General features: G+C 56.5%; 15 protein-coding genes and 1 riboswitch. Of the genes, 9 read left to right on the forward strand and 6 right to left on the reverse strand.

What is annotated here, in order from left to right:
- Positions 1–94 precede the first annotated feature (94 nt).
- Positions 95–1,837 (forward strand): type I secretion system permease/ATPase, encoded by a 1,743-nt coding sequence (locus J7380_RS12385; RefSeq protein ID WP_209196111.1) that lies wholly within the window; start codon positions 95–97, stop codon positions 1,835–1,837.
- Positions 1,834–3,150 (forward strand): HlyD family type I secretion periplasmic adaptor subunit, encoded by a 1,317-nt coding sequence (locus J7380_RS12390; RefSeq protein ID WP_209196112.1) that lies wholly within the window; start codon positions 1,834–1,836, stop codon positions 3,148–3,150. Before J7380_RS12385 ends, J7380_RS12390 begins: the two co-directional genes overlap by 4 nt.
- On the opposite strand, the gene J7380_RS12395 is transcribed toward J7380_RS12390, so the two are convergent.
- The 5 genes from J7380_RS12395 to J7380_RS12415 all read right to left on the reverse strand — a co-directional run bounded on the left by J7380_RS12395 (position 3,113) and on the right by J7380_RS12415 (position 9,709).
- Positions 3,113–3,904: an Asp/Glu racemase gene (locus J7380_RS12395; protein ID WP_209196113.1), complete on the reverse strand. Its 792-nt coding sequence runs from the start codon at positions 3,902–3,904 to the stop codon at positions 3,113–3,115. The two genes, J7380_RS12390 and J7380_RS12395, sit on opposite strands and share 38 nt — an antisense overlap.
- Positions 3,901–4,983: a histidinol-phosphate transaminase gene (locus J7380_RS12400; RefSeq protein WP_209196114.1), complete on the reverse strand. Its 1,083-nt coding sequence runs from the start codon at positions 4,981–4,983 to the stop codon at positions 3,901–3,903. Before J7380_RS12400 ends, J7380_RS12395 begins: the two co-directional genes overlap by 4 nt.
- On the reverse strand, positions 4,980–6,629 hold the full coding sequence (locus J7380_RS12405; protein ID WP_209196115.1) for a hydantoinase B/oxoprolinase family protein: 1,650 nt from the start codon (positions 6,627–6,629) through the stop codon (positions 4,980–4,982). Before J7380_RS12405 ends, J7380_RS12400 begins: the two co-directional genes overlap by 4 nt.
- On the reverse strand, positions 6,629–8,725 hold the full coding sequence (locus J7380_RS12410; RefSeq protein ID WP_209196116.1) for a hydantoinase/oxoprolinase family protein: 2,097 nt from the start codon (positions 8,723–8,725) through the stop codon (positions 6,629–6,631). The genes J7380_RS12405 and J7380_RS12410 overlap by 1 nt, the downstream gene beginning before the upstream one ends.
- 246 nt (positions 8,726–8,971) lie before the next feature.
- Positions 8,972–9,709: a DUF3299 domain-containing protein gene (locus J7380_RS12415; RefSeq protein ID WP_247742544.1), complete on the reverse strand. Its 738-nt coding sequence runs from the start codon at positions 9,707–9,709 to the stop codon at positions 8,972–8,974.
- 331 nt (positions 9,710–10,040) lie between these two features.
- Positions 10,041–10,147: riboswitch (guanidine-I (ykkC/yxkD leader) on the forward strand.
- Positions 10,148–10,242: 95 nt separating this feature from the next.
- Here J7380_RS12415 and J7380_RS12420 point away from each other — a divergent pair.
- The 7 genes from J7380_RS12420 (at position 10,243) to aspT (ending at position 16,736) form a co-directional block, all read left to right on the forward strand.
- A complete protein-coding gene (locus J7380_RS12420; RefSeq protein ID WP_209196117.1) occupies positions 10,243–11,301 on the forward strand; it encodes a putative urea ABC transporter substrate-binding protein in 1,059 nt (352 codons plus the stop codon).
- A gap of 63 nt (positions 11,302–11,364) precedes the next feature.
- Complete coding sequence (locus tag J7380_RS12425; protein WP_209196118.1) at positions 11,365–12,177, forward strand: ABC transporter permease; 813 nt, start codon at positions 11,365–11,367, stop codon at positions 12,175–12,177.
- A complete protein-coding gene (locus tag J7380_RS12430) occupies positions 12,174–12,941 on the forward strand; it encodes an ATP-binding cassette domain-containing protein (RefSeq protein ID WP_209196119.1) in 768 nt (255 codons plus the stop codon). Before J7380_RS12425 ends, J7380_RS12430 begins: the two co-directional genes overlap by 4 nt.
- Positions 12,942–13,038: 97 nt before the next feature.
- On the forward strand, positions 13,039–14,292 hold the full coding sequence (locus J7380_RS12435) for an agmatinase family protein (RefSeq protein ID WP_209196120.1): 1,254 nt from the start codon (positions 13,039–13,041) through the stop codon (positions 14,290–14,292).
- Complete coding sequence (locus J7380_RS12440; RefSeq protein WP_209196121.1) at positions 14,282–14,737, forward strand: hypothetical protein; 456 nt, start codon at positions 14,282–14,284, stop codon at positions 14,735–14,737. Before J7380_RS12435 ends, J7380_RS12440 begins: the two co-directional genes overlap by 11 nt.
- Positions 14,734–14,889 carry a hypothetical protein gene (locus J7380_RS12445; RefSeq protein WP_209196122.1) on the forward strand — a complete coding sequence of 52 codons (156 nt, stop codon included), beginning with the start codon at positions 14,734–14,736 and terminating at the stop codon, positions 14,887–14,889. Before J7380_RS12440 ends, J7380_RS12445 begins: the two co-directional genes overlap by 4 nt.
- 146 nt (positions 14,890–15,035) lie before the next feature.
- Complete coding sequence (gene aspT / locus J7380_RS12450) at positions 15,036–16,736, forward strand: aspartate-alanine antiporter (protein ID WP_209196123.1); 1,701 nt, start codon at positions 15,036–15,038, stop codon at positions 16,734–16,736.
- Between the two features lie 22 nt (positions 16,737–16,758).
- On the opposite strand, the gene J7380_RS12455 is transcribed toward aspT, so the two are convergent.
- Positions 16,759–18,390 (reverse strand): bifunctional aspartate transaminase/aspartate 4-decarboxylase, encoded by a 1,632-nt coding sequence (locus J7380_RS12455; protein ID WP_209196124.1) that lies wholly within the window; start codon positions 18,388–18,390, stop codon positions 16,759–16,761.
- Positions 18,391–18,556: the final 166 nt, after the last annotated feature.

Below are 18,556 nucleotides of genomic sequence, written 5' to 3' on the forward strand. Positions count from 1 at the left end.
CTAAGTTGGATTTTCAAAGGTTTGCGGGCAAAGGGCTCTGGTAAAGCCAGGAAGATCTTTCTGGTTTAAGGTACTGAAAAGACAGGGCTAAAAAATGGCAGGTTCAGAGGCCAGGCAGATTCAGGCGGGGCGCGCCGAATTGCGCGGTGCACGGCGTCAAAGCCGTGGCCTGTTTTGGTGTGTCGCCATTTTTAGCTTTTTTGCGAACCTGTTGATGCTCACTGGCCCGCTATACATGCTCCAGGTATATGATCGCGTCTTGGGTAGCCGCTCGGTCGAAACACTGGTCGCCCTCTCTGTGCTGGTGGTCTTCCTCTACGGTATGATGGGATTGCTGGACTACGCGCGAGGTCGACTTTTGGGCCGAATAGGCGCGCGGTTCCAATCCGACCTTGATCCTCGTGTTTTTGATGCGGCGCTGCGTAGGGCGTCAGGTCCGGGGAAATCAGATAACACGGCCGGTCCAGCTGATCTGGTTGCCATTTCGCGGTTGTTCTCGTCTCCAGTTTTCGGAGCGGTTTTTGATCTGCCCTGGACCCCGGTATTTTTCCTTGGAATTTGGGTTTTCCACCCATGGCTGGGCATACTGGCCCTCGTCGGTGGGGCCGTTCTTATTGCAGTAACTGTCATCAACCAGGTCACCACGCGCGCACCTAGTCAAGCGGCCAATCGGGCTTCGGTCGAGGCACAAGTCATCTCGGACCAGATGCAAAATGAGGCCGAAATGGTGCAGGCGCTGGGAATGCGTGGCGCAGCCTTTACTAGGTGGAGCAAAGCACGTGACAACGCATTGTCCGAACATATGCGCTCGGCCGATCTTGGAGGGACGTTCACAACCACGACAAAGACATTCCGACTGTTCTTACAATCTGCAATGCTGGGGCTTGGCGCACTGCTTGTGCTACGGGGCCAGATGACGCCAGGGGCAATGATTGCGGGTTCGATCCTGATGGGCCGTGCCCTTGCACCTATCGAACAGATCGTCGGCCAATGGCCAATGGTTCAGGCTGCTATGCGAGGCTGGGGACAACTGGCCGAGCTTTTGGGCACGGTTCCAATCGAAACAAAGCGAACGCCGCTGCCAACGCCGAAAGCCCGACTTGAAATACGTAACCTCACCATTGTTCCACCCGGTGAAACGCAAGCCGTCTTAAAAGCTGTCAACTTCGCTGTTTCACCAGGGCAAGCCGTGGGGGTGATCGGTCCGTCAGGTGCTGGTAAATCAAGCCTCGCAAGGGCGTTAACAGGCGTATGGCCTTCGGCAGGGGGGTACATCCGGTTGGATGGGGCCAGTCTTGATCAATATACGCCAGATGTTCTGGGGTCGCATATCGGGTATCTGCCGCAGGAGGTGACCTTGTTTGACGGAACCATTGCCGAGAACATAGCTAAACTGGCCCCGGACCCCGAAGCTGAAAAGGTGGTATCAGCTGCGCGCAAGGCGGATGCGCATGAAATGATCCTCAAATTGCCAAAGGGTTATGACACGCCTGTCAGAGCCACTGCCAATCGCCTGTCTGGTGGTCAGATTCAACGCATCGGTCTGGCCCGAGCGATGTATACCGATCCTGTCATTCTTGTTCTGGATGAGCCGAACTCGAACTTGGACAATGAGGGCAGCGAAGCAGTGAACAAGGCGATCCGGGGGCTCAAGGCTGATGGCAAGTCCCTGTTGATTATCGCGCATCGGCCCGCCGTTCTGGCAGAATGCGATCTGTTGTTAATGTTGGATGGCGGAACTGTACGGGCCTTTGGACCCCGAGACGAGGTTTTGCGAAAAGTGGTCAGGAACAGCAATGATGTCGCCCGAACAGATGCGCAGGGAGGTGTCCAGTGACCCGACCGGTTCAGCAAAACAACGGGCAATGGTCCGCGAAGGGGCCGTTGATTCTGGGCGTTTTGACACTGTTTCTGTTGCTTGGAGGTTTTGGCGCCTGGGCGGTACTTGCCCGTATCTCGGGCGCGATCATCGCTAGCGGACAGATTGAGGTCGATCAGAACCGTCAGGTGGTTCAGCACCCCGATGGTGGCGTGGTGGCAGAAATTCTGGTGGATGAAGGAGACGAGGTCAGGGCAGGTGAGACCTTAATTCGTCTGGATTCAAGCGCTTTGGAGTCCGAGTTGGCCATCGTTGAAAACCAGCTCTATGAGTTGATGGCCCGCCGCGGACGGCTAGAAGCTGAAAGGGATGGGCGCGAATCCATCCGGTTTGACGTTATTCTGTCGGAAGCTGCGGCTAAAGATTCAGACGCTGCGGATCTGATTGCGGGTCAAAAGCGGCTGTTTTCCGCGCGTGCGGCATCGACGCGCAACGAGATCGCCCAACTTGAGAAGCGCGCCAATCAGATCAAGAACCAGATAGATGGTCTGGCGGCACAGGAGGCGGCGCTGTCCCGGCAGCTTGAATTAATCACACAAGAGTTGGCCGGGCAGCAACAGTTGCTGGATCGCGGCCTGGCGCAGGCGTCTCGTGTTTTGGCCTTGCAAAGAGAAGATGCCAACCTGTCGGGCCAGATGGGTGACCTCAAGGCGCGTAAGGCAGAAGCCGAGGTGCGGATCACCGAGATTGGAATCGAAATCCTCAAGCTCGCCACTGCTCAGCGCGAAGATGCTATATCCCAGTTGCGCGACCTGACGGTTCGTGAGTTGGGTTTGCGGGAAGAACGCCGGGCTCTTTTGGATCGTCTGGCTCGTCTTAACATCAAGGCTCCGGTCGCAGGCGTAGTGTATAGTCTGCAGGTCTTTGCCCTGCAATCCGTTGTCCAACAGGCGGATCCGGTTCTGTTCATTGTGCCGCAGGACCGACCATTGGTGATCAACACACAAGTTGAGGCTATTCATATTGACAAGCTGAGTATCGGCCAACTGGTCACCCTGCGTTTTCCAGCGCTGGATCAGCGCAAAACACCTGAACTTAGCGGTCGCGTTGTGACAATTTCGGCAGATGCTTTCGAGGATAACACCAGTCAGCTGCGATATTACCGGGCCGAGATCACATTGAACGAAGGCGAAACGCGAAGGCTGCCAGAAGGTTCGATTCTTGTACCTGGCATGCCTGTTGAAGCTTTCATCCGAACCGCGGATCGCAGCCCCTTGGGGTATTTGGTCAAACCTATGGCAGACTATTTTGCGAAGGCATTTCGTGACTAGTGTCTGGGCGATCGGACGCCGTCGTTTGCAGCAACCTTCCGTACCCATGCACAGAATTGGCAAGACCCATGATGCGCCGAGCCTTATACATCATTGCTTGGTTTGACGTGACAATTGGTTTGCCCAATGCCTGTTCTAATTGGTCGATAATTTCGACACTGCGCATATCGGTACAGGAAAGAACAATCGCATCAGCCTTCGGGTGGTCTGCAGCTCGTCCAAGCTCGAACACGGCTTGGGGGCTTATCGTACCCTGTCCAAAATTGTCCAACGTACTTGCGACTTCCGAGCGATTGACCGTGTGGATTCCGGCCTCGGTCAAAAAACTGACAGCAAGGTCTTTGATTGCGGCGACATAGGGCGAAGCGAACCCGATATTTTTCGCGCCCAGTGATCGCAGTGCAAACACGATTGCTCCGGCAGCGGTAATTGTCTCGGCTCCGCATTCGGCTTTAATCCGGGTCGCAAGTGTCCGGTCAAAGGCGAACCCATGGGTCAAGGTTGCAGATGTGCATCCATAAAGTATGACCTCGGGCCGGACCCCTTGGAGCAAACGAAGCGGCTCAACCAGATCTGCGGCTCCAAGGCCGTGCATCTGTTCGGCATCAGGAATCTCATCCTGATCATAACCGCCCATTCGCGCGAAATGCAGCGATACCCCGTCGGGGCGCAACAAATACATATCAGGTTCAAGGTTGGTGTTCGTGAAGGGCACAAGAATGCCGAAACGGGCCACGCCTCGGGAATGCTTCATAGTGTGTCCCCTTCGATCCAAGCTTCCAACAGTTGGGCCGTGCAGTCCATTTCGGCGGGTTGGCCGACTGTAATCCGCAGGCATTGAGGCAAGCCGACCCCGGCCTGTCCACGTGCAATGATGCCGCCAGCCCGAAGCGCAGCATTGGCCGACCGTGCATCTTGGGGGTTTGCAAAGCGGATCAACACGAAATTAGTGAAGCTTTCTGGAACCTCGAAACCCGCACGGCGTAGTCTTGTCGCGAAATCGTCGCGCAGTTGGATCGTTTCTGACCGAGTGGCCTTCATATAGTCCTGATCATTCAACGCGCCTATCGCCGCAGCCTGAGCAGCCACTGATATGTTGTTGGGATTCATGATCTTACGGGTCTGTGTCGCGATATCCAAAGGGAACATGCCCCAGCCGATCCGCATACCTGCCAATCCGTAGGCCTTGGAAAACGTCCGCAAAACAACCGTGTCACCGCGTTCGACCAGATCGAAGACAGGCTCGTTAAGATGGTCCGCATATTCGCCGTAAGCCTCGTCAACAACCAGCAACACTTGATCGGGAAGAGCCTCGCGCAAACGCACAAGATCTGCTTTCGGGATAATGGTACCAGTCGGATTGCCCGGATTAGCAATAAAAACGATACGTGTGTCGGGTTGAACATGGTCGATCAGCGCATCAACGCATACTCCGCGTGACTTTTCTGGGGCGGTATCAAAACGTGCGCGGGCGACTTGTGCGGCGGTTTTGAAAAACGGATAAGCATGTGCCGGTGCAAGTACCGCACAGTTTTCATCTGCGTAGGCTTGGGTCAGGCATGAGATCAACTCCATAGACCCGTTGCCACATAATATCCACTCGGCTGGCAGATCATGCAGTGCGGCCAGCGCCGAGCGCAGATCGCGCCAATCGGGATCAGGATAAAGATGACCTGCTTCCATAGCGCGCGCAGCAGCAGAAACTGCCAGCGGACTGGGAGGTGTCAGACTTTCATTCTGCGCCAGGGATATTAAGCGCTTACCTTCAAGATCGCTCAATTCAGCAAGCGCGTAAGGCGACAGTCTTGAAACATGCGACGCAGGTTGGATCATGTTTCCACCCCATAGACGTCACGCGCGGACTGCTCCGTGATCAGGCCCGCCTCTAAGTCGCGCAGAACCTCGGTTCGGCTACGGTCACGGGGTGATCCAAAACCTCCGCCGCCCGGTGTTTCGAATACAAGAGTCTGACCCGCCTGTATTCGGACCTGACCTTTTCCTGGCAAGACAGAACCATCGTGGCCGACCCGAATGCGCCCATTGGCACCTGCTAATCCACCAGATCGCCCACGTGCGGGGTTTTTAACCCGTTCCACTGAAAGGAACAGCAACAGGTCTTCGTCACAAGCGGATCGAAGCTCGATATGCTGCCCTAGACCGCCCCGCCTTTGACCCGCACCGCCGGAATCTGGTTTTAATTCTCGTCGGGTTATCAATACTGGTGCGACCGCTTCGGTCGTTTCGACCTGCGATCCCCAAACCCCAGATGGGAACGCAGTTGCCGAGAGGCCGTCCAAGCCGGGTCTCGCGCCAGTACCACCACTGAACACCAACTCAAGCGCGAACTGTTCGCCTCCGGTCTGCGGCGCTTCGGGCGCATGTCGCAAAGGCAGGTCGCACATGCACGACGCGCCTTCGGCAGGTACGTGATCGGGCAGGGCCTGCGCGAGGCACCCATACACCAGATCCGGTGTCATCTGGCCCAGCGTGTGACGCATTGCAACAGGCGCACCCGGCTGCGCATTCAGAATGCAGTCTTTCGGCCCCGACACGAGGAAAGCCGCCAATGATCCTGCATTGTTGGGAATATCTGGGCCTATTAAGCACCGCAGGGCAAAGACCGAATAGGCGGTCGCGTAATTCAGGGGTACATTGATACCCTTGCTGGACAGTCCCGAAGTACCCTTGAAATCCAGAACGATCTTGTCCGCCTCAATCGTCAGGGCGGCGTGCAGTTCAATTTCGCGCTCGTACCCGTCTACTTTCAGTACGTTATGCCATGTGCCTTTCGGTAATCCAGCGATGACGTCAAGCGTGCCGCGATACGATGTTTCGATAATATAGTTTGCCAATTCATCCAGCCGATTGATGCCGAACTCTTGCATCATGCCAGACAATCTGACCGCTCCGGCCTCGCAGCATGCGATCAAGGCGTAAATGTCACCTTCATTTGCAACAGGTTCACGTGAGTTTGCCTTCACGATCTCGATCAGCAGAGCGTTGACAGTACCGGCCTCTACCAGTTTGCAGGGCGGAATAAGCAACCCCTCGTCGTAAACATCTGACCCTTCCGGCCCCATTCCCAGACCACCCAAATCGACCAGATGAGACGTGCAGGCCGTAAATCCAATCACCGTGCCGTCCAGAAATACAGGCATCATCAGCAGGAAATCGTTCAGGTGCCCAGATGCGATCCAGGGATCATTGGTCATGTAGATGTCGCCGGGCTGCATGTCTTGCACGGCAAAGCGGCCACTCAAGGTTTTCACCGCCTCGGCCATCGTGTTGATATGCCCCGGGGTTCCTGTAACGGCCTGCGCCAGCATCCGCCCCTGCACATCGAATATACCGGCCGAAATGTCGCCACACTCTCGCACGATCGGAGAAAACGCGGCGCGGATCAGCGCTTGTCCTTGTTCTTCTACAACCGCCAGCAGGCGGTTCCACATGACCTGCAACCGTGTTTCTGACAGATTCATCATGATCCTCCAGCGTTGCGGGCCAGCCAGATGTTCCCGGCCTCGTCCAACCGCGCCGAGAAATCAGCGCTGACCAAGGTTGTTGTTTGCGGTTCCATAATCAAAGCCGGTCCTGACAGATGATCACCAGGTTTCAGAGTGGCGCGGTCATAGAGACCTACCTTTCGCCAATCACCAGTGACGTCGCACAGGATTGACCGAAAGCCGTGAGGCCTGGCTTGACGTTTTTTTGCCGAAGCCACAGCCGGTGTTAAAGCGGGAGGAAGCGATGAGACCTCAAGCCCCCAATTCATGATTTCGATGCGCATACCGGGAACTGCGCGGCTAAACTGTCTGATGTATTCATTCTCGAAACTACGGTGCAGCTCTGGAATGTCTTCTTCTTGCAGTGACCTATTGGGCAGCTGAATTTCTATCTCGTGACCTTGTCCGTGATACCGCATGTAGGCCCGCCTTCGTTGCACGAGCGCGCCAGTTGGGGCGCCGCTGCGAACAACAGACCGGGCCTCTTGCAACATCAGGTCAAAAAAAGCGTTGAGATCCTGCAAATCGAGCTTGTCGAGTGTTGTGTAGCGTGAGCGAATGATCTCGAATGATACCGGTGCGAACAGAAACCCGACCGCTGAGCCCACGCCCGGGTCGCGTGGGATAACGATCCGGTCGACCTGCGCGCGCCGAGCCACTCGGGTGGCATGTAACGGACCGTTGCCGCCAAAGGCGATCATAACGCGCGCAGTTAAATCCTTGCCGGACTCCACAGCGTGCATTCTGCCTGCGCTGGCCATGTTTTCGTCAACGATTTCGCTAATACCGAGCGCCGCCTGATCTGCCGCCAACCCCAACGACTTTCCAATGCTCTGGTCCAAAGCGCAGTGCGCAGCGTGTGTGTCTATTTTTAGACGCCCTTCGGCAAACCGGTCCGGATCTATATACCCTTGCGCCACATCCGCATCGGTGACCGTAGGATGCATGCCGCCATTGGAAAACGCCGCTGGACCGGGTTCAGAACCAGCACTTTGCGGGCCGACATGCAGGCGCCCCAAACGATCTACATGGGCAATCGAACCGCCGCCCGCGCCGATCTCGATCATTTCGATGACCGGAATACGAACGGGCATACCCGATCCTTTGATAAATCGCGCCGCGCGGGCTATCTCGAATTTACGCGCGGTCTGCGGGCGAAAGGCGTCGATCAGGCAGAGTTTGGCCGTCGTACCGCCCATGTCAAAGCTCAGAACTTCCCGCTCGTCCGTCTCGGCGGCAACCCGCGCCGCAAGTATTGCGCCTCCGGCCGGGCCGGACTCGACCAAACGGATAGGCAGGCGCGCCGCTGTTTCCAGCGTCGTCATACCTCCGCCTGCGGTCATCATTAGAATAGGGCAAGCCAAGCCTTCAGCGTTAAACCGCATTTGAAAGTCCGACAAATAGTCTGCCATCTGCGGCTGGACATACGCGTTGGCAATGGTTGTCGACAGTCGATCGAATTCTCGCGCCTCGGGGCTGACCTCATGTGACAAGGAAATGGCCACCTCTGGCAAAGCCTTGGACAAAAGCTTCCGCAACCTGATCTCATGCGCCGGGTTGGCGTAGGCATGCAAAAGGCAAATCGCGAGAGCCTCGGCACCACAGTCGGACAGGTCGCGAACAAGCCTTGCGACATCCTCCTCTGCAAGCCCGGACAGTTCGCGGCCCCGCGCATCCATCCGCCCTCGGATTGTAAAGGCGCGCGTGCGCGGCACGATCAGGTCTGGCTTGACCAGGTTGATATCATACTGGCTGTAACGGCGCTCATAGGCGATTTCCAGAATGTCCCGAAACCCTTCTGTTGTCACGGTCGCGACCCGAGCACCGCGCCGTTCGATCAGTGCATTTGTGGCAAGGGTTGTTCCGTGAATAAATCCGGTGATGTCGCGCCAATTTGCGTTGGCATCTGACATCACACGCCGGACACCTTGCAGCGCGCCCAAAGTTGGGTTGCTGGGTGTCGTAGGCGTTTTGGTCGTTGCCAAAATCTGGTCTTGTTCGTTGACCAAGACCGTGTCGGTAAATGTACCACCAATATCGACTGCAATACGCAGGCCGTTTTCAGGTTTCATTCAAAGCCATAAGGATTGAGTTAAGGGATTTTGAGCCTGTGTCGCGCTGACAGCGGACCCAACGACGTTTCAGCTAGTGACGGTCACACGACCAAGTCACAGCCAGTCGCGCGGCGCCCCAGCTGTGCGCCACCGGCCATAGCAGGCATGTCTGAAACGACCACGATTCCCATGTTTGCAACTCTGCAAGAGGTTCGAACGCGCTGTCAATAAAACGAGCGCGGTAACCTCCCTCGGCTTGCACCGTCAATCCAGCTGGTCGGCACCGCCGGATTTACGGTGGCGGGCCGCCCGCATGCGATCAGCAAGGGTTTCGATCGGGTTTTGAGCGTCCTGTGCGTCTTCCAGAGCCTCGACCTTTTCAGCGTTCATCTGAAAGGTTGCGCGCATGGGCACAAATCCATCGACGACCATTACCATTTGATCTGATGGAGCGATGGCCAAAGTTCCGGTCACCCGGATGGGCTGGTGCATGTAACGCGGCACCCAGTCTGAATCCAATTGCAGACGGATCATCTGATTTGGTGGTGGCGGTGGGAAATGGCTACACATCCCCAGTTGGGGCACAAGATAAGCCAAGGGCTGACCATCAGTGTCAGGCGGAGCGGGGATAGCATACCCTGACACAGTAAAAGACCGACCATCCAGTTTGGGGTTTCCAGCCGTAGCGGCACGCTCGCGCCGTACGGTCACTGCCTCGCGCTGATCCAGAAGCCAATCAATGTCCACGCCTTTCGCCGCCAAGGCGTTTTCGGTTTCTGCCAGAAGCTCCTGCCACTTCATTCTCTCGTCCGGGGTGCCGATTTCTTGCTGTAGTCTACCGCGCAATCGTACTGCAAAAACCAGATCGTCAAATTCTTCAGGGCCCAGTGTCCGAAACGGATCTTCAAACACTTGCGCGGCGGGGTCCGGCATCTCGGCCCAATCCAGCGTTTCGTCAGGCATCGCGTCAGCCATGAACGTCATCATGAGCAGAGCAGCCATCCAGCTGAAACCATGTTTTCGCAAATTAGACACAACTCACCATCGTTGGCATAATCCAACTTGAGTATTATGGACTCTGTGCTGTGAATCCAGCCTTGGCCCAGAACAAATTTGCAGAGAATCAGCCCTGCCGACGCGCGCGATGATTTTGCTGCAGGGTAGTCTTAGTCTGAAACTGAAATGCTCCGGCTCGCGCCAACTCAAAGTACAGTTGAGCCCTGCAATGCAGCAAGCGTTCAGGATTTAGTCTAAAATTTAGGCAAGCACGGTGTCGCCAACAAAACTGGTGGCCCCTTTGTTGTCAGGCCAAAACCGACTGAGCAATCTAAACGGGCAGGGTGCTTAGGGTTCCGCTGGCATTGTCAGGTCAGGTCCAAGAAGCATCACCTTGTCGGCAAACTCCGACAAGGCACACGGCGGGCCAAAATCCCGGGAGGTTACTGCGCTGGTTTCGTCCGCGCCCGATCTCATTGTTCCGCCAGCGGTCCGGAAACCCTCCACGATTTTGGCGGGACGTGACAACGGGGAATGACATGAAAATGACTAAGCTGATGTCCGCGACCGCCCTTGCCTTGGGTGTTCTGGCCGCGCCGCTGGCCGCACAGGAAAAGACCGAGTTCAAGCTGGCATGGTCAATCTATGTGGGCTGGATGCCCTGGGGGTATCTGGAAGACAGCGGGATCATGGACAAATGGGCCGACAAATACGGCATCGATGTCGAGATCGTGCAGTTCAACGATTATGTCGAGTCGATCAACCAATACACCGCCGGTGCGTTTGACGGTGTCTCGGCCACCAATATGGACACTCTGTCGATCCCCGCAGGGGGCGGGGTTGATACGACCGCGCTGATCGTGGGTGACTATTCCAACGGTAATGATGCGGTGATCATGAAGGGCGCAGGCAGTCTGGAAGACCTTAAGGGCAAGCCGGTCAATCTGGTGGAACTGTCGGTGTCGCATTACCTGCTGGCGCGGGGGTTGGATTCCGTGGGGCTTGAGGAGTCCGATCTGGCCTCAGTCATCAATACGTCGGACGCCGACATGATTGCGGCCTTCGCCACGCCTGATGTCGAGGCGGTAGTGACATGGAACCCGCTTGTGTCTGAAATCATGGGCAGCAACCCAGATGCAGTGAACCTGTTCGACAGCTCGAAAATCCCCGGTGAAATCCTGGACCTGATGGTGGTCAACACTGAAACGCTTGAGGCCAATCCATCATTCGGCAAGGCCGTGGCAGGCGCCTGGTATGAGGTCATGGCGCTGATGGCTGCGGGCGACGAAGAGGTTCTGACCGCCATGGCCGAAGCCTCGGGCACCGATCTGGAAGGCTACAAGGCGCAGCTTGCCGCGACCGAGATGTTCTTTGACCCGGCCGCCGCCGTGGCACAGGCCAGCGCCGGGGATCTGCCGGAGACCATGACCAATGTCGCCGAATTCCTGTTCGACAAAGGCATTCTGGGCGAAGGCGCTCCCAGCGCTGATTTCGTGGGCATCGCTTATCCCGATAGCACGACCACGGGCGACGCGGGTAACGTCAAGTTTCGCTTTGACACGACCTACATGCAGATGGCCGCTGACGGCGACCTGTAAGCAAGCTTCGGGGCGGTCCGCGCGGCTGCTCCGATCCCCCGACGTGCCAAGGATCGCCCACTCATGCGCCTGATCAATCACAAACCCGGACGCCCCGCAGCGTTGCTGCTGGCCGCGCTGCCCTTCGTGGTGCTGTTTGTGGCCTATGCGGTTGCCTCGGATATCCGGCTGACAGCGAACCCGCAGGACAAGCTGCTGCCCGCGCCCTCAACCATTCTGGACACGGCGCACCGGCTGTTCACGGAACCTGACCGCCGGTCGAAAGAGATCCTGCTGTGGAATGACACGTTCGCCAGTCTGGCGCGTTTGCTGGGCGGGGTCGGGATTTCGGCGGCGCTGTCTTTGGTACTGGGGCTGGCCATCGGTTTGCTGCCCTATGCGCGGTCGCTGCTGTCCAGCTTTGTTGCGGTGATTTCGATGGTGCCGCCGCTGGCGTTGCTGCCGATCCTGTTCATCGTGTTCGGGCTGGGCGAGCTGTCCAAGGTTGTTCTGATCGTCATCGGCATCACCCCCTTCATGACCCGCGATCTGGCGCAGCGCGTTATGGAGATTCCTAAGGAACAGATCGTCAAGGCGCAAACGCTTGGGGCTTCGACCTCTGTGATTGCTCTGCGCGTAGCCCTGCCGCAGATTCTGCCGCGCCTGATTTCGAATGTACGCCTGTCGCTGGGGTCGGCCTGGCTGTTCCTGATCGCGGCCGAGGCGGTGGCCTCGAATGTGGGTCTTGGCTATCGCATCTTTCTGGTGCGCCGTTATCTGGCGATGGATGTGATCCTAACCTACGTCATCTGGATCACCCTGCTGGCCTTCGTGATCGACTGGGCGCTGAAAACCACCTCGCGCCGTGCATTCCCGTGGATGGAGGCCGGACTATGAGTTTCGTATCCGTTCGCAATGTCTGGCAACGCTACGACGACCGATCCATTCTGGAGCGCGTCAATGTCTCGGTCGATGAAGGCGAGTTCATCTCGATCGTCGGCGCGTCGGGCTGCGGAAAGTCCACCTTCCTGCGAATGCTGCTGGCTGAAGAGCGACCCCATAAGGGCGAGATCAGCATTGATGGTGGTGACACCGCTGTCGAGCCGAACCGCGAACGCGGCGTGGTGTTTCAGAAATACTCGGTCTTTCCGCATATGACCGTGCGCGACAACCTGATTGCAGGCGAAAGCTTTGAACGCCCCTTTGGCCGTTTGCGCGGGGCCGCACGCACCGAGGCCGCAGCGCGGGCAGACGCGATGCTGGAACGGATCGGCTTGAACCATGTGGCCGATCAATTCCCGGCGGCGCTGTCGGGCGGGATGCAGCAGCGGCTGGCCATCGGTCAGGCCATGACAGCGCGGCCGCGCATTCTGCTGCTGGATGAGCCCTTCGGTGCGCTTGATCCGGGTACGCGCCTGCAAATGCATGATTTCCTGATGGAGTTGCGGGACGAAACCAACATGACCGTCTTCATGGTCACGCATGACCTGCAAGAAGGGTTCAAGCTGGGCGACCGGGTTCTGGTCTTCGACAAACCCCGCTGGGACCCGGACGATCCTGGCCTGTTTGGGGCCACGATCACCTATGATTTCGACGCCCGCAATAAGGGCATGCCGTATCAGGACATTCTCGATCAGTACCCCTCATTGGCGGGGGCCTGAACAACCGCAGCATGCGCCGCCGGGCTCCGCATGCTGCGTTCACCAAAGCCCGGGCAATCCCCGCCCGACAGCGGGACACTGATTTGGGAGACATACCGTGTTTTCGGATCCAAAGCGCACGCAGTCCCATCACCCGATGGACCTGCGCACTCATCTTGAACGCCGCGAAAAGCGTCAGCACCACCCCGACCTGACCAAACTGGCCGGATGGAAGGCCATGCAGAAAGAGGCCGACCTGCCAGAAGGCCGCTGGGACGAGGAACGCCGCTGGGCCTTGCGCATGGGCCTGACCGGGGCCGACAGCATCGAGGACAAGTCGATCCCCACCTTCGCAAGGGGTGAGTTACCGCATTTTGCGGGCATCAACACCTTCCTCAAGGCCCCATATGCGGAAGACGTGCTGGAGGTTGCCGATTATGACGCCACCGTGCTGGGCATTCCGTTCGACGGCGGCACCACCTATCGCCCCGGCACCCGGTTCGGGCCGCAGGGGGTGCGCAAGATCTCGGCGCTTTATACGCCTTACAACTACGAGATCGGGGTCGATCTGCGCGAACAGATGACCCTGTGTGATGCGGGCGACGTGTTCACCATCCCGGCGAATATCGAGAAAAGCTTTGATCAGATCAGCCGCGCGGTCAGCCATGTGTTCAGCTCGGGCTCGCTGCCGATCATGATCGGGGGCGACCATTCCATCGGCTTCCCCTGTGTGCGCGGGATCGCCGAATGCACGTCGAAAAAAATCGGTATCGTCCACTTCGACCGCCACGCGGATATTCAGGAAAAAGACCTGGACGAAAGGATGCACACGACCCCGTGGTTCCACTCCACCAACCTGCCCAATGTTCCGGCCAAGAACCTTGTGCAGATCGGCATCGGCGGCTGGCAGGTCCCGCGTGAGGCCGTCAAGGTCGCCCGCGAGCGCGAGACCAACATCATCACCATGGGCGACATGGAGAAGATGGGCGTCGACAAAACCATCGAGATGGCGCTTGAGATGGCGTGGGACGGTGTCGATATGGTTTACATGTCCTTCGATATAGACAGTATCGACTGCGGCTTTGTCCCGGGCACCGGTTGGCCCGAACCCGGCGGTTTCCTGCCGCGAGAAGCGCTGGCGTTGGCCTCGGGCATCGCCGCCGAAGGCATCTGTGGCATGGAACTGGTCGAGGTCTCGCCGCCTTACGACACATCCGATATCACCGCCCTGATGGGCACCCGCGTGATCGTGGATGTGCTGGGCGCGCTGGTGTCGAACGGCAAGATGGGCGCGCATAAGAAGTTCATCGACAAACCCGTCGCCATCCCACACGGCGAATTCGAGGGGCGGAGGTGGTCGAATGCCACATGATCACCCGCACCATCACCACCACGATCATGACCATGTCCATCACGGGCATGGCCACAACCACGCCCATGGCGACCACCTGCACAGCCACATGCACCACGAGGACGAGGCAGCGGACCTGCAGGTTCTGGCCACGCAATTCATCGACGGTTTCCTGCAGGCCGGTGACAAGACCAGCTATCTGAAACTGGCCGGTGTTCCCTTTGAACGCCCATCCAAAGATGGTGCCAAGGCGCTGAAACTGATCGATATCGAACTGAAAACCGAATGGCAGGTGGGCACCGCCTCACCCTCATTCGGATCGCGTGAGCTGAGCTATCTGCCCTTTCCCGGCCAGATGGTGCAGGAGCGCACCAATATGTCGCTGATCTATGTATCCATGGATGAGAAATCCACTTTAGACATCCGCGACTTTCTTCACCAACGCAAACAGGAGATCGAAGCATGAAACCTGTAAGACTCGCATCAGTAGCCGTATTGGCCGCAACGCCCGCGATGGCCCATACCGATCACGCGTTTCACACACACGGCAGCGAGGTTTTCTTAGTCCTTGCTGGCGTTGCAGTGATGGCTTTTGTGGCCTTCCGATCGAAGGGGTAAGTCTGTGGCTCGTGGCGCAGCTATTTAAGCACTGCGCCACGTGTAACCTTGTGCCTATGGTCAAATTCAGAATTTAGTATTTTCTAAATCATCAGTCCCTGTATCGTGAACCAAGTTGACCAGTGTGAAGCTCTGGGGATTTCGATATGGATATTTTAGCAGAACAACTCCGCGCGTTTCCGATTATGGCGCTTTTCCTGTGCCTGGGTCTAGGATACGGCATTGGGAAATTCAGGGTTGGAAAGTTTGAACTGGGAGGAATTGCCGGAACCCTTCTGGTCGCGGTTTTTGTAGGCCAGATCGGCGGCATTACCCTAAGCACTGATGTGCAAAACGTCTTCTTTTCCCTGTTTATTTTTATGGTTGGCTATAACGGCGGGCCGCAATTCTTTGCCGCTCTTAACCGCTCGGCTCTGACAAAACTGTTGGCGGCGTTCATGATGACCGCCTGGGGGCTTTTCTTCGTGATTGTCGTGGCTCGTATGGCGGGGCTGGACAAAGGGCTTGCGGCTGGACTGGCCGCCGGAGGGCTGACGCAGTCGGCGATCATCGGCACAGCGGGCAACGCGATTGATTTGCTAGGGCTCGCGGCAGATGAAGCGGAAAAGCTAAAAACCAATATCGCAGTTGGCTACTCGGTCACCTATATCTTTGGTTCAATTGGGCCGATTCTGGCCGTCAGCGTCATTCCTATCATTCTGCGCTGCGATCTTCGGCAAGAAGCAATCAAACTGGCCAGCAAACTCAGCGGAGGCGGTCGCAAGCTGGAGGAGGGTGAGTTTCTTCCAATGAACCGGTTTGAGGCGCGCGCCTATCGGGTGACTGCTGATGCGCAACTTGCCGGGCAATCTGTCAAGGCCATCGAGGAACGGTATGGCGGCGATCTGATTGTCGAGAAGCTGATGCAGAACGGAATTTCGGTAGAGCCTGAACCTGAAACCGTTGTCGGGGCAGGTGATGTAATCGTTGTCTCGGGTCTTGTCGCCTCACTTACCAGTTTCGAAGACACCGCAAGCGGCGAAATCGGGGAATATCCGCCGGAATTGGTTGTCGTGGAGGAACGCCGCAACGTGATCATCACCAATCGCAAACTGACAGGAAAAACTCTGGCAGAACTGAGGGCTGCATTGACCGCCGATCAGCGTCGTGGAGTTCACATCTCAAAGATCACGCGTATGGGTCATGACGTGCCGGTACTACACAATACGGAACTCCACGCTGGTGACGAGATCAGCATCGTTGGCCACAAAGATGACCTGAACAGGGTGGCCAAATTGGCAGGCTACGTGCCGCCCTCGGCCTCGGCTACGAACTTCATCGCTCTGGGTGTTGGTGTTGCCATCGGTTACCTGATTGGTGAGATCAGCTTTGTCATTGCTGGAACAAAGGTCGCACTTGGGTCGGGGCTTGGCTGTCTTGTGACCGGATTGATCATTGGCTACCTGCGCATTCGTCGACCCAAGATTGGTGGCATCAACCACGGCGCTGCAAACTTCCTTCAGAGCTTTGGACTGGCGGTATTTGTCGGCGTTGTCGGCTTGAATGCTGGAAAGCCGGCGCTGGAAGCCATCCAGCAATACGGCATTACCTTGCTCCTGCTGGGTGTGGTCGTCACCTTGATGCCGATGATTGTGCAATTCACGATCAACTACTTTATTTTGGGCATAAAAAACCCGGTCGAGGCATGCGCGGTCGTAACCGGTTCCCGGTCAGGCAACCCAGGCTTTGCGACGTTGTTGGAAAAGACCGGTAACGCGACGCCAACCCCCGCGTTTACGATGACTTACGCGGTCGCCAATATCTTTTTAACGCTCTGGGGCCCGCTTGTTGTGGCCTTTGTTCCCTGATCAAAGCGTCCGTAATCGCAAACTAACCGTGAAGTGGCAGGCTTTTCGCGGCCCGGTAGGCTTGCACATAGCCAACCGCCACCGCCCGAACTGCCCGGCCGATCTGGCGATAGGCGCTGTCATCTAGATTTGCAAAAGAGACACGTGCCGACCAGTTTGGTGCGTCAAAGCCCGACCCATTGAGCAGAACAATCCCATGGTCTTGTGCTAGTTTGAATGAGATATCCAGTGGGTGAACGTTCTCCTTAATCCACTCCACGACCTCTTCACCTACATATTTCCGTAGCCAGAATTCAAAGTCGATAATGCCGTAATACTTGTCGAAAAGCGGATTGTCAGAAACCTCGATCCCCAAGCCTTCGACCAGCTCATTGAAACGGTGATCGAGAATACCCCAGCAAAACGCCTGATATTTTTTCTCTTCGTCCATCAGTTCAACAAGCGAAAACAGCGTCATCATTACTTGCTGCGGCAGAGACAAACCCGCAGTATGATTCAACGCGACATCTCGGCTGTCCGCTACAATTCGATCAATGAATTTGAACGAGGACGGATCAGGGGTCAGCGTTTCGTATCGCGCTTCAACGACTGCACGCGTATCCGCTGGGGCTTGGGCGATCATTTTGTCGAAGATGTTGTTTTCAGACACTAAGATTGCGCCGAGACGCCAACCGGTACACCCAAAATACTTCGAAAAAGAATAAACGCCGATCGTGTTTTCCGGCAAATGTCCCATCACCGACTGAAAGTCTGGCACGAAGGTGCCATAGACATCATCGGTCAGGATAATCAGATCCGGACGTCGGGTATTGACGAAATGCACCAGCCGGGCCATGACCTCGGGGCTGATCGCAACCGACGAAGGGTTGCCTGGATTGACAAGGAAAAGTGCCTTGACCTTCGGGTCGGCCAAGAGCTCCAGATGATCATCCGTCAACTGAAAATGGTGTTCTTCCTCTGACGATATGTCGACCACGTTCAACCCGTAGTCTTCCAAAAGCGGCATTTCCAAATAAGGCGTAAAGATCGGTGTGCCCAAAGCTATTGTATCGCCTGCGTTAAGCAGTCGCTGGTTTTTAAGCGCCTTGAAAATATAGCACATCGCGGCGGTACCACCTTCGACAGCATATATGTCGAATTTTGCCTCGGGCCGATGCCCGGCGCACATCGCCCACATTATGTATTCGTGCACAATGGCTTCGTTGTGTTTCATGCACCGGTCAGGCATTGGATAGTGGTCGCCCACAATGCCATCGGTTAGTTCAAGGACGAAGTCGTCAGGCGTGAAACCAAATTTTTCAACGGCGCAGTCCACCATGGCCGCCAGCGTGTCGGCACCCGGGGGTCCATTCTGTTCCAAAGAATTGGTGCAATAGTCTTTCAACCTCTCGTAAGAACCGTTGCCTTGAGGCATTCCGGCCAACCCGACCTGTGGTTCATCGCGGTGTCGTTTTGCCTCGGTCATCGCAAACTGGCCCAGCAGGAAGAACGCCTCGCGTGCTTTGGTTGCGATCCAGTTGGGATTTCCACGCCCTGCATTTAGATAGGGCAGGGCCATCTGATGCGACTCTTTCTGAGCCAGCTTGATGAGTTCGTCTTTGATCTGAAAAGGGCTAAGATGTTCAAATTTGTGCAAGTTGAGCGTCTCGGGCATGACAATAAACCTTTAGAAAAAACTTCAGGAAAATTCATTGAAATCGTAGGCAAACCATAGGGCCAAAGTAAACAACGCTCTGATCGAAGGCATGGGCGGTGTCACAGACACTGGTATTCAAGACTTAGCCTTAGAACAGGGTGTTGAATGCCCAACCCATGGTGAG

Source organism: Ruegeria sp. R8_1 (assembly GCF_017743815.1).
Classification (GTDB): Bacteria; Pseudomonadota; Alphaproteobacteria; order Rhodobacterales; family Rhodobacteraceae; genus Ruegeria; species Ruegeria lacuscaerulensis_A.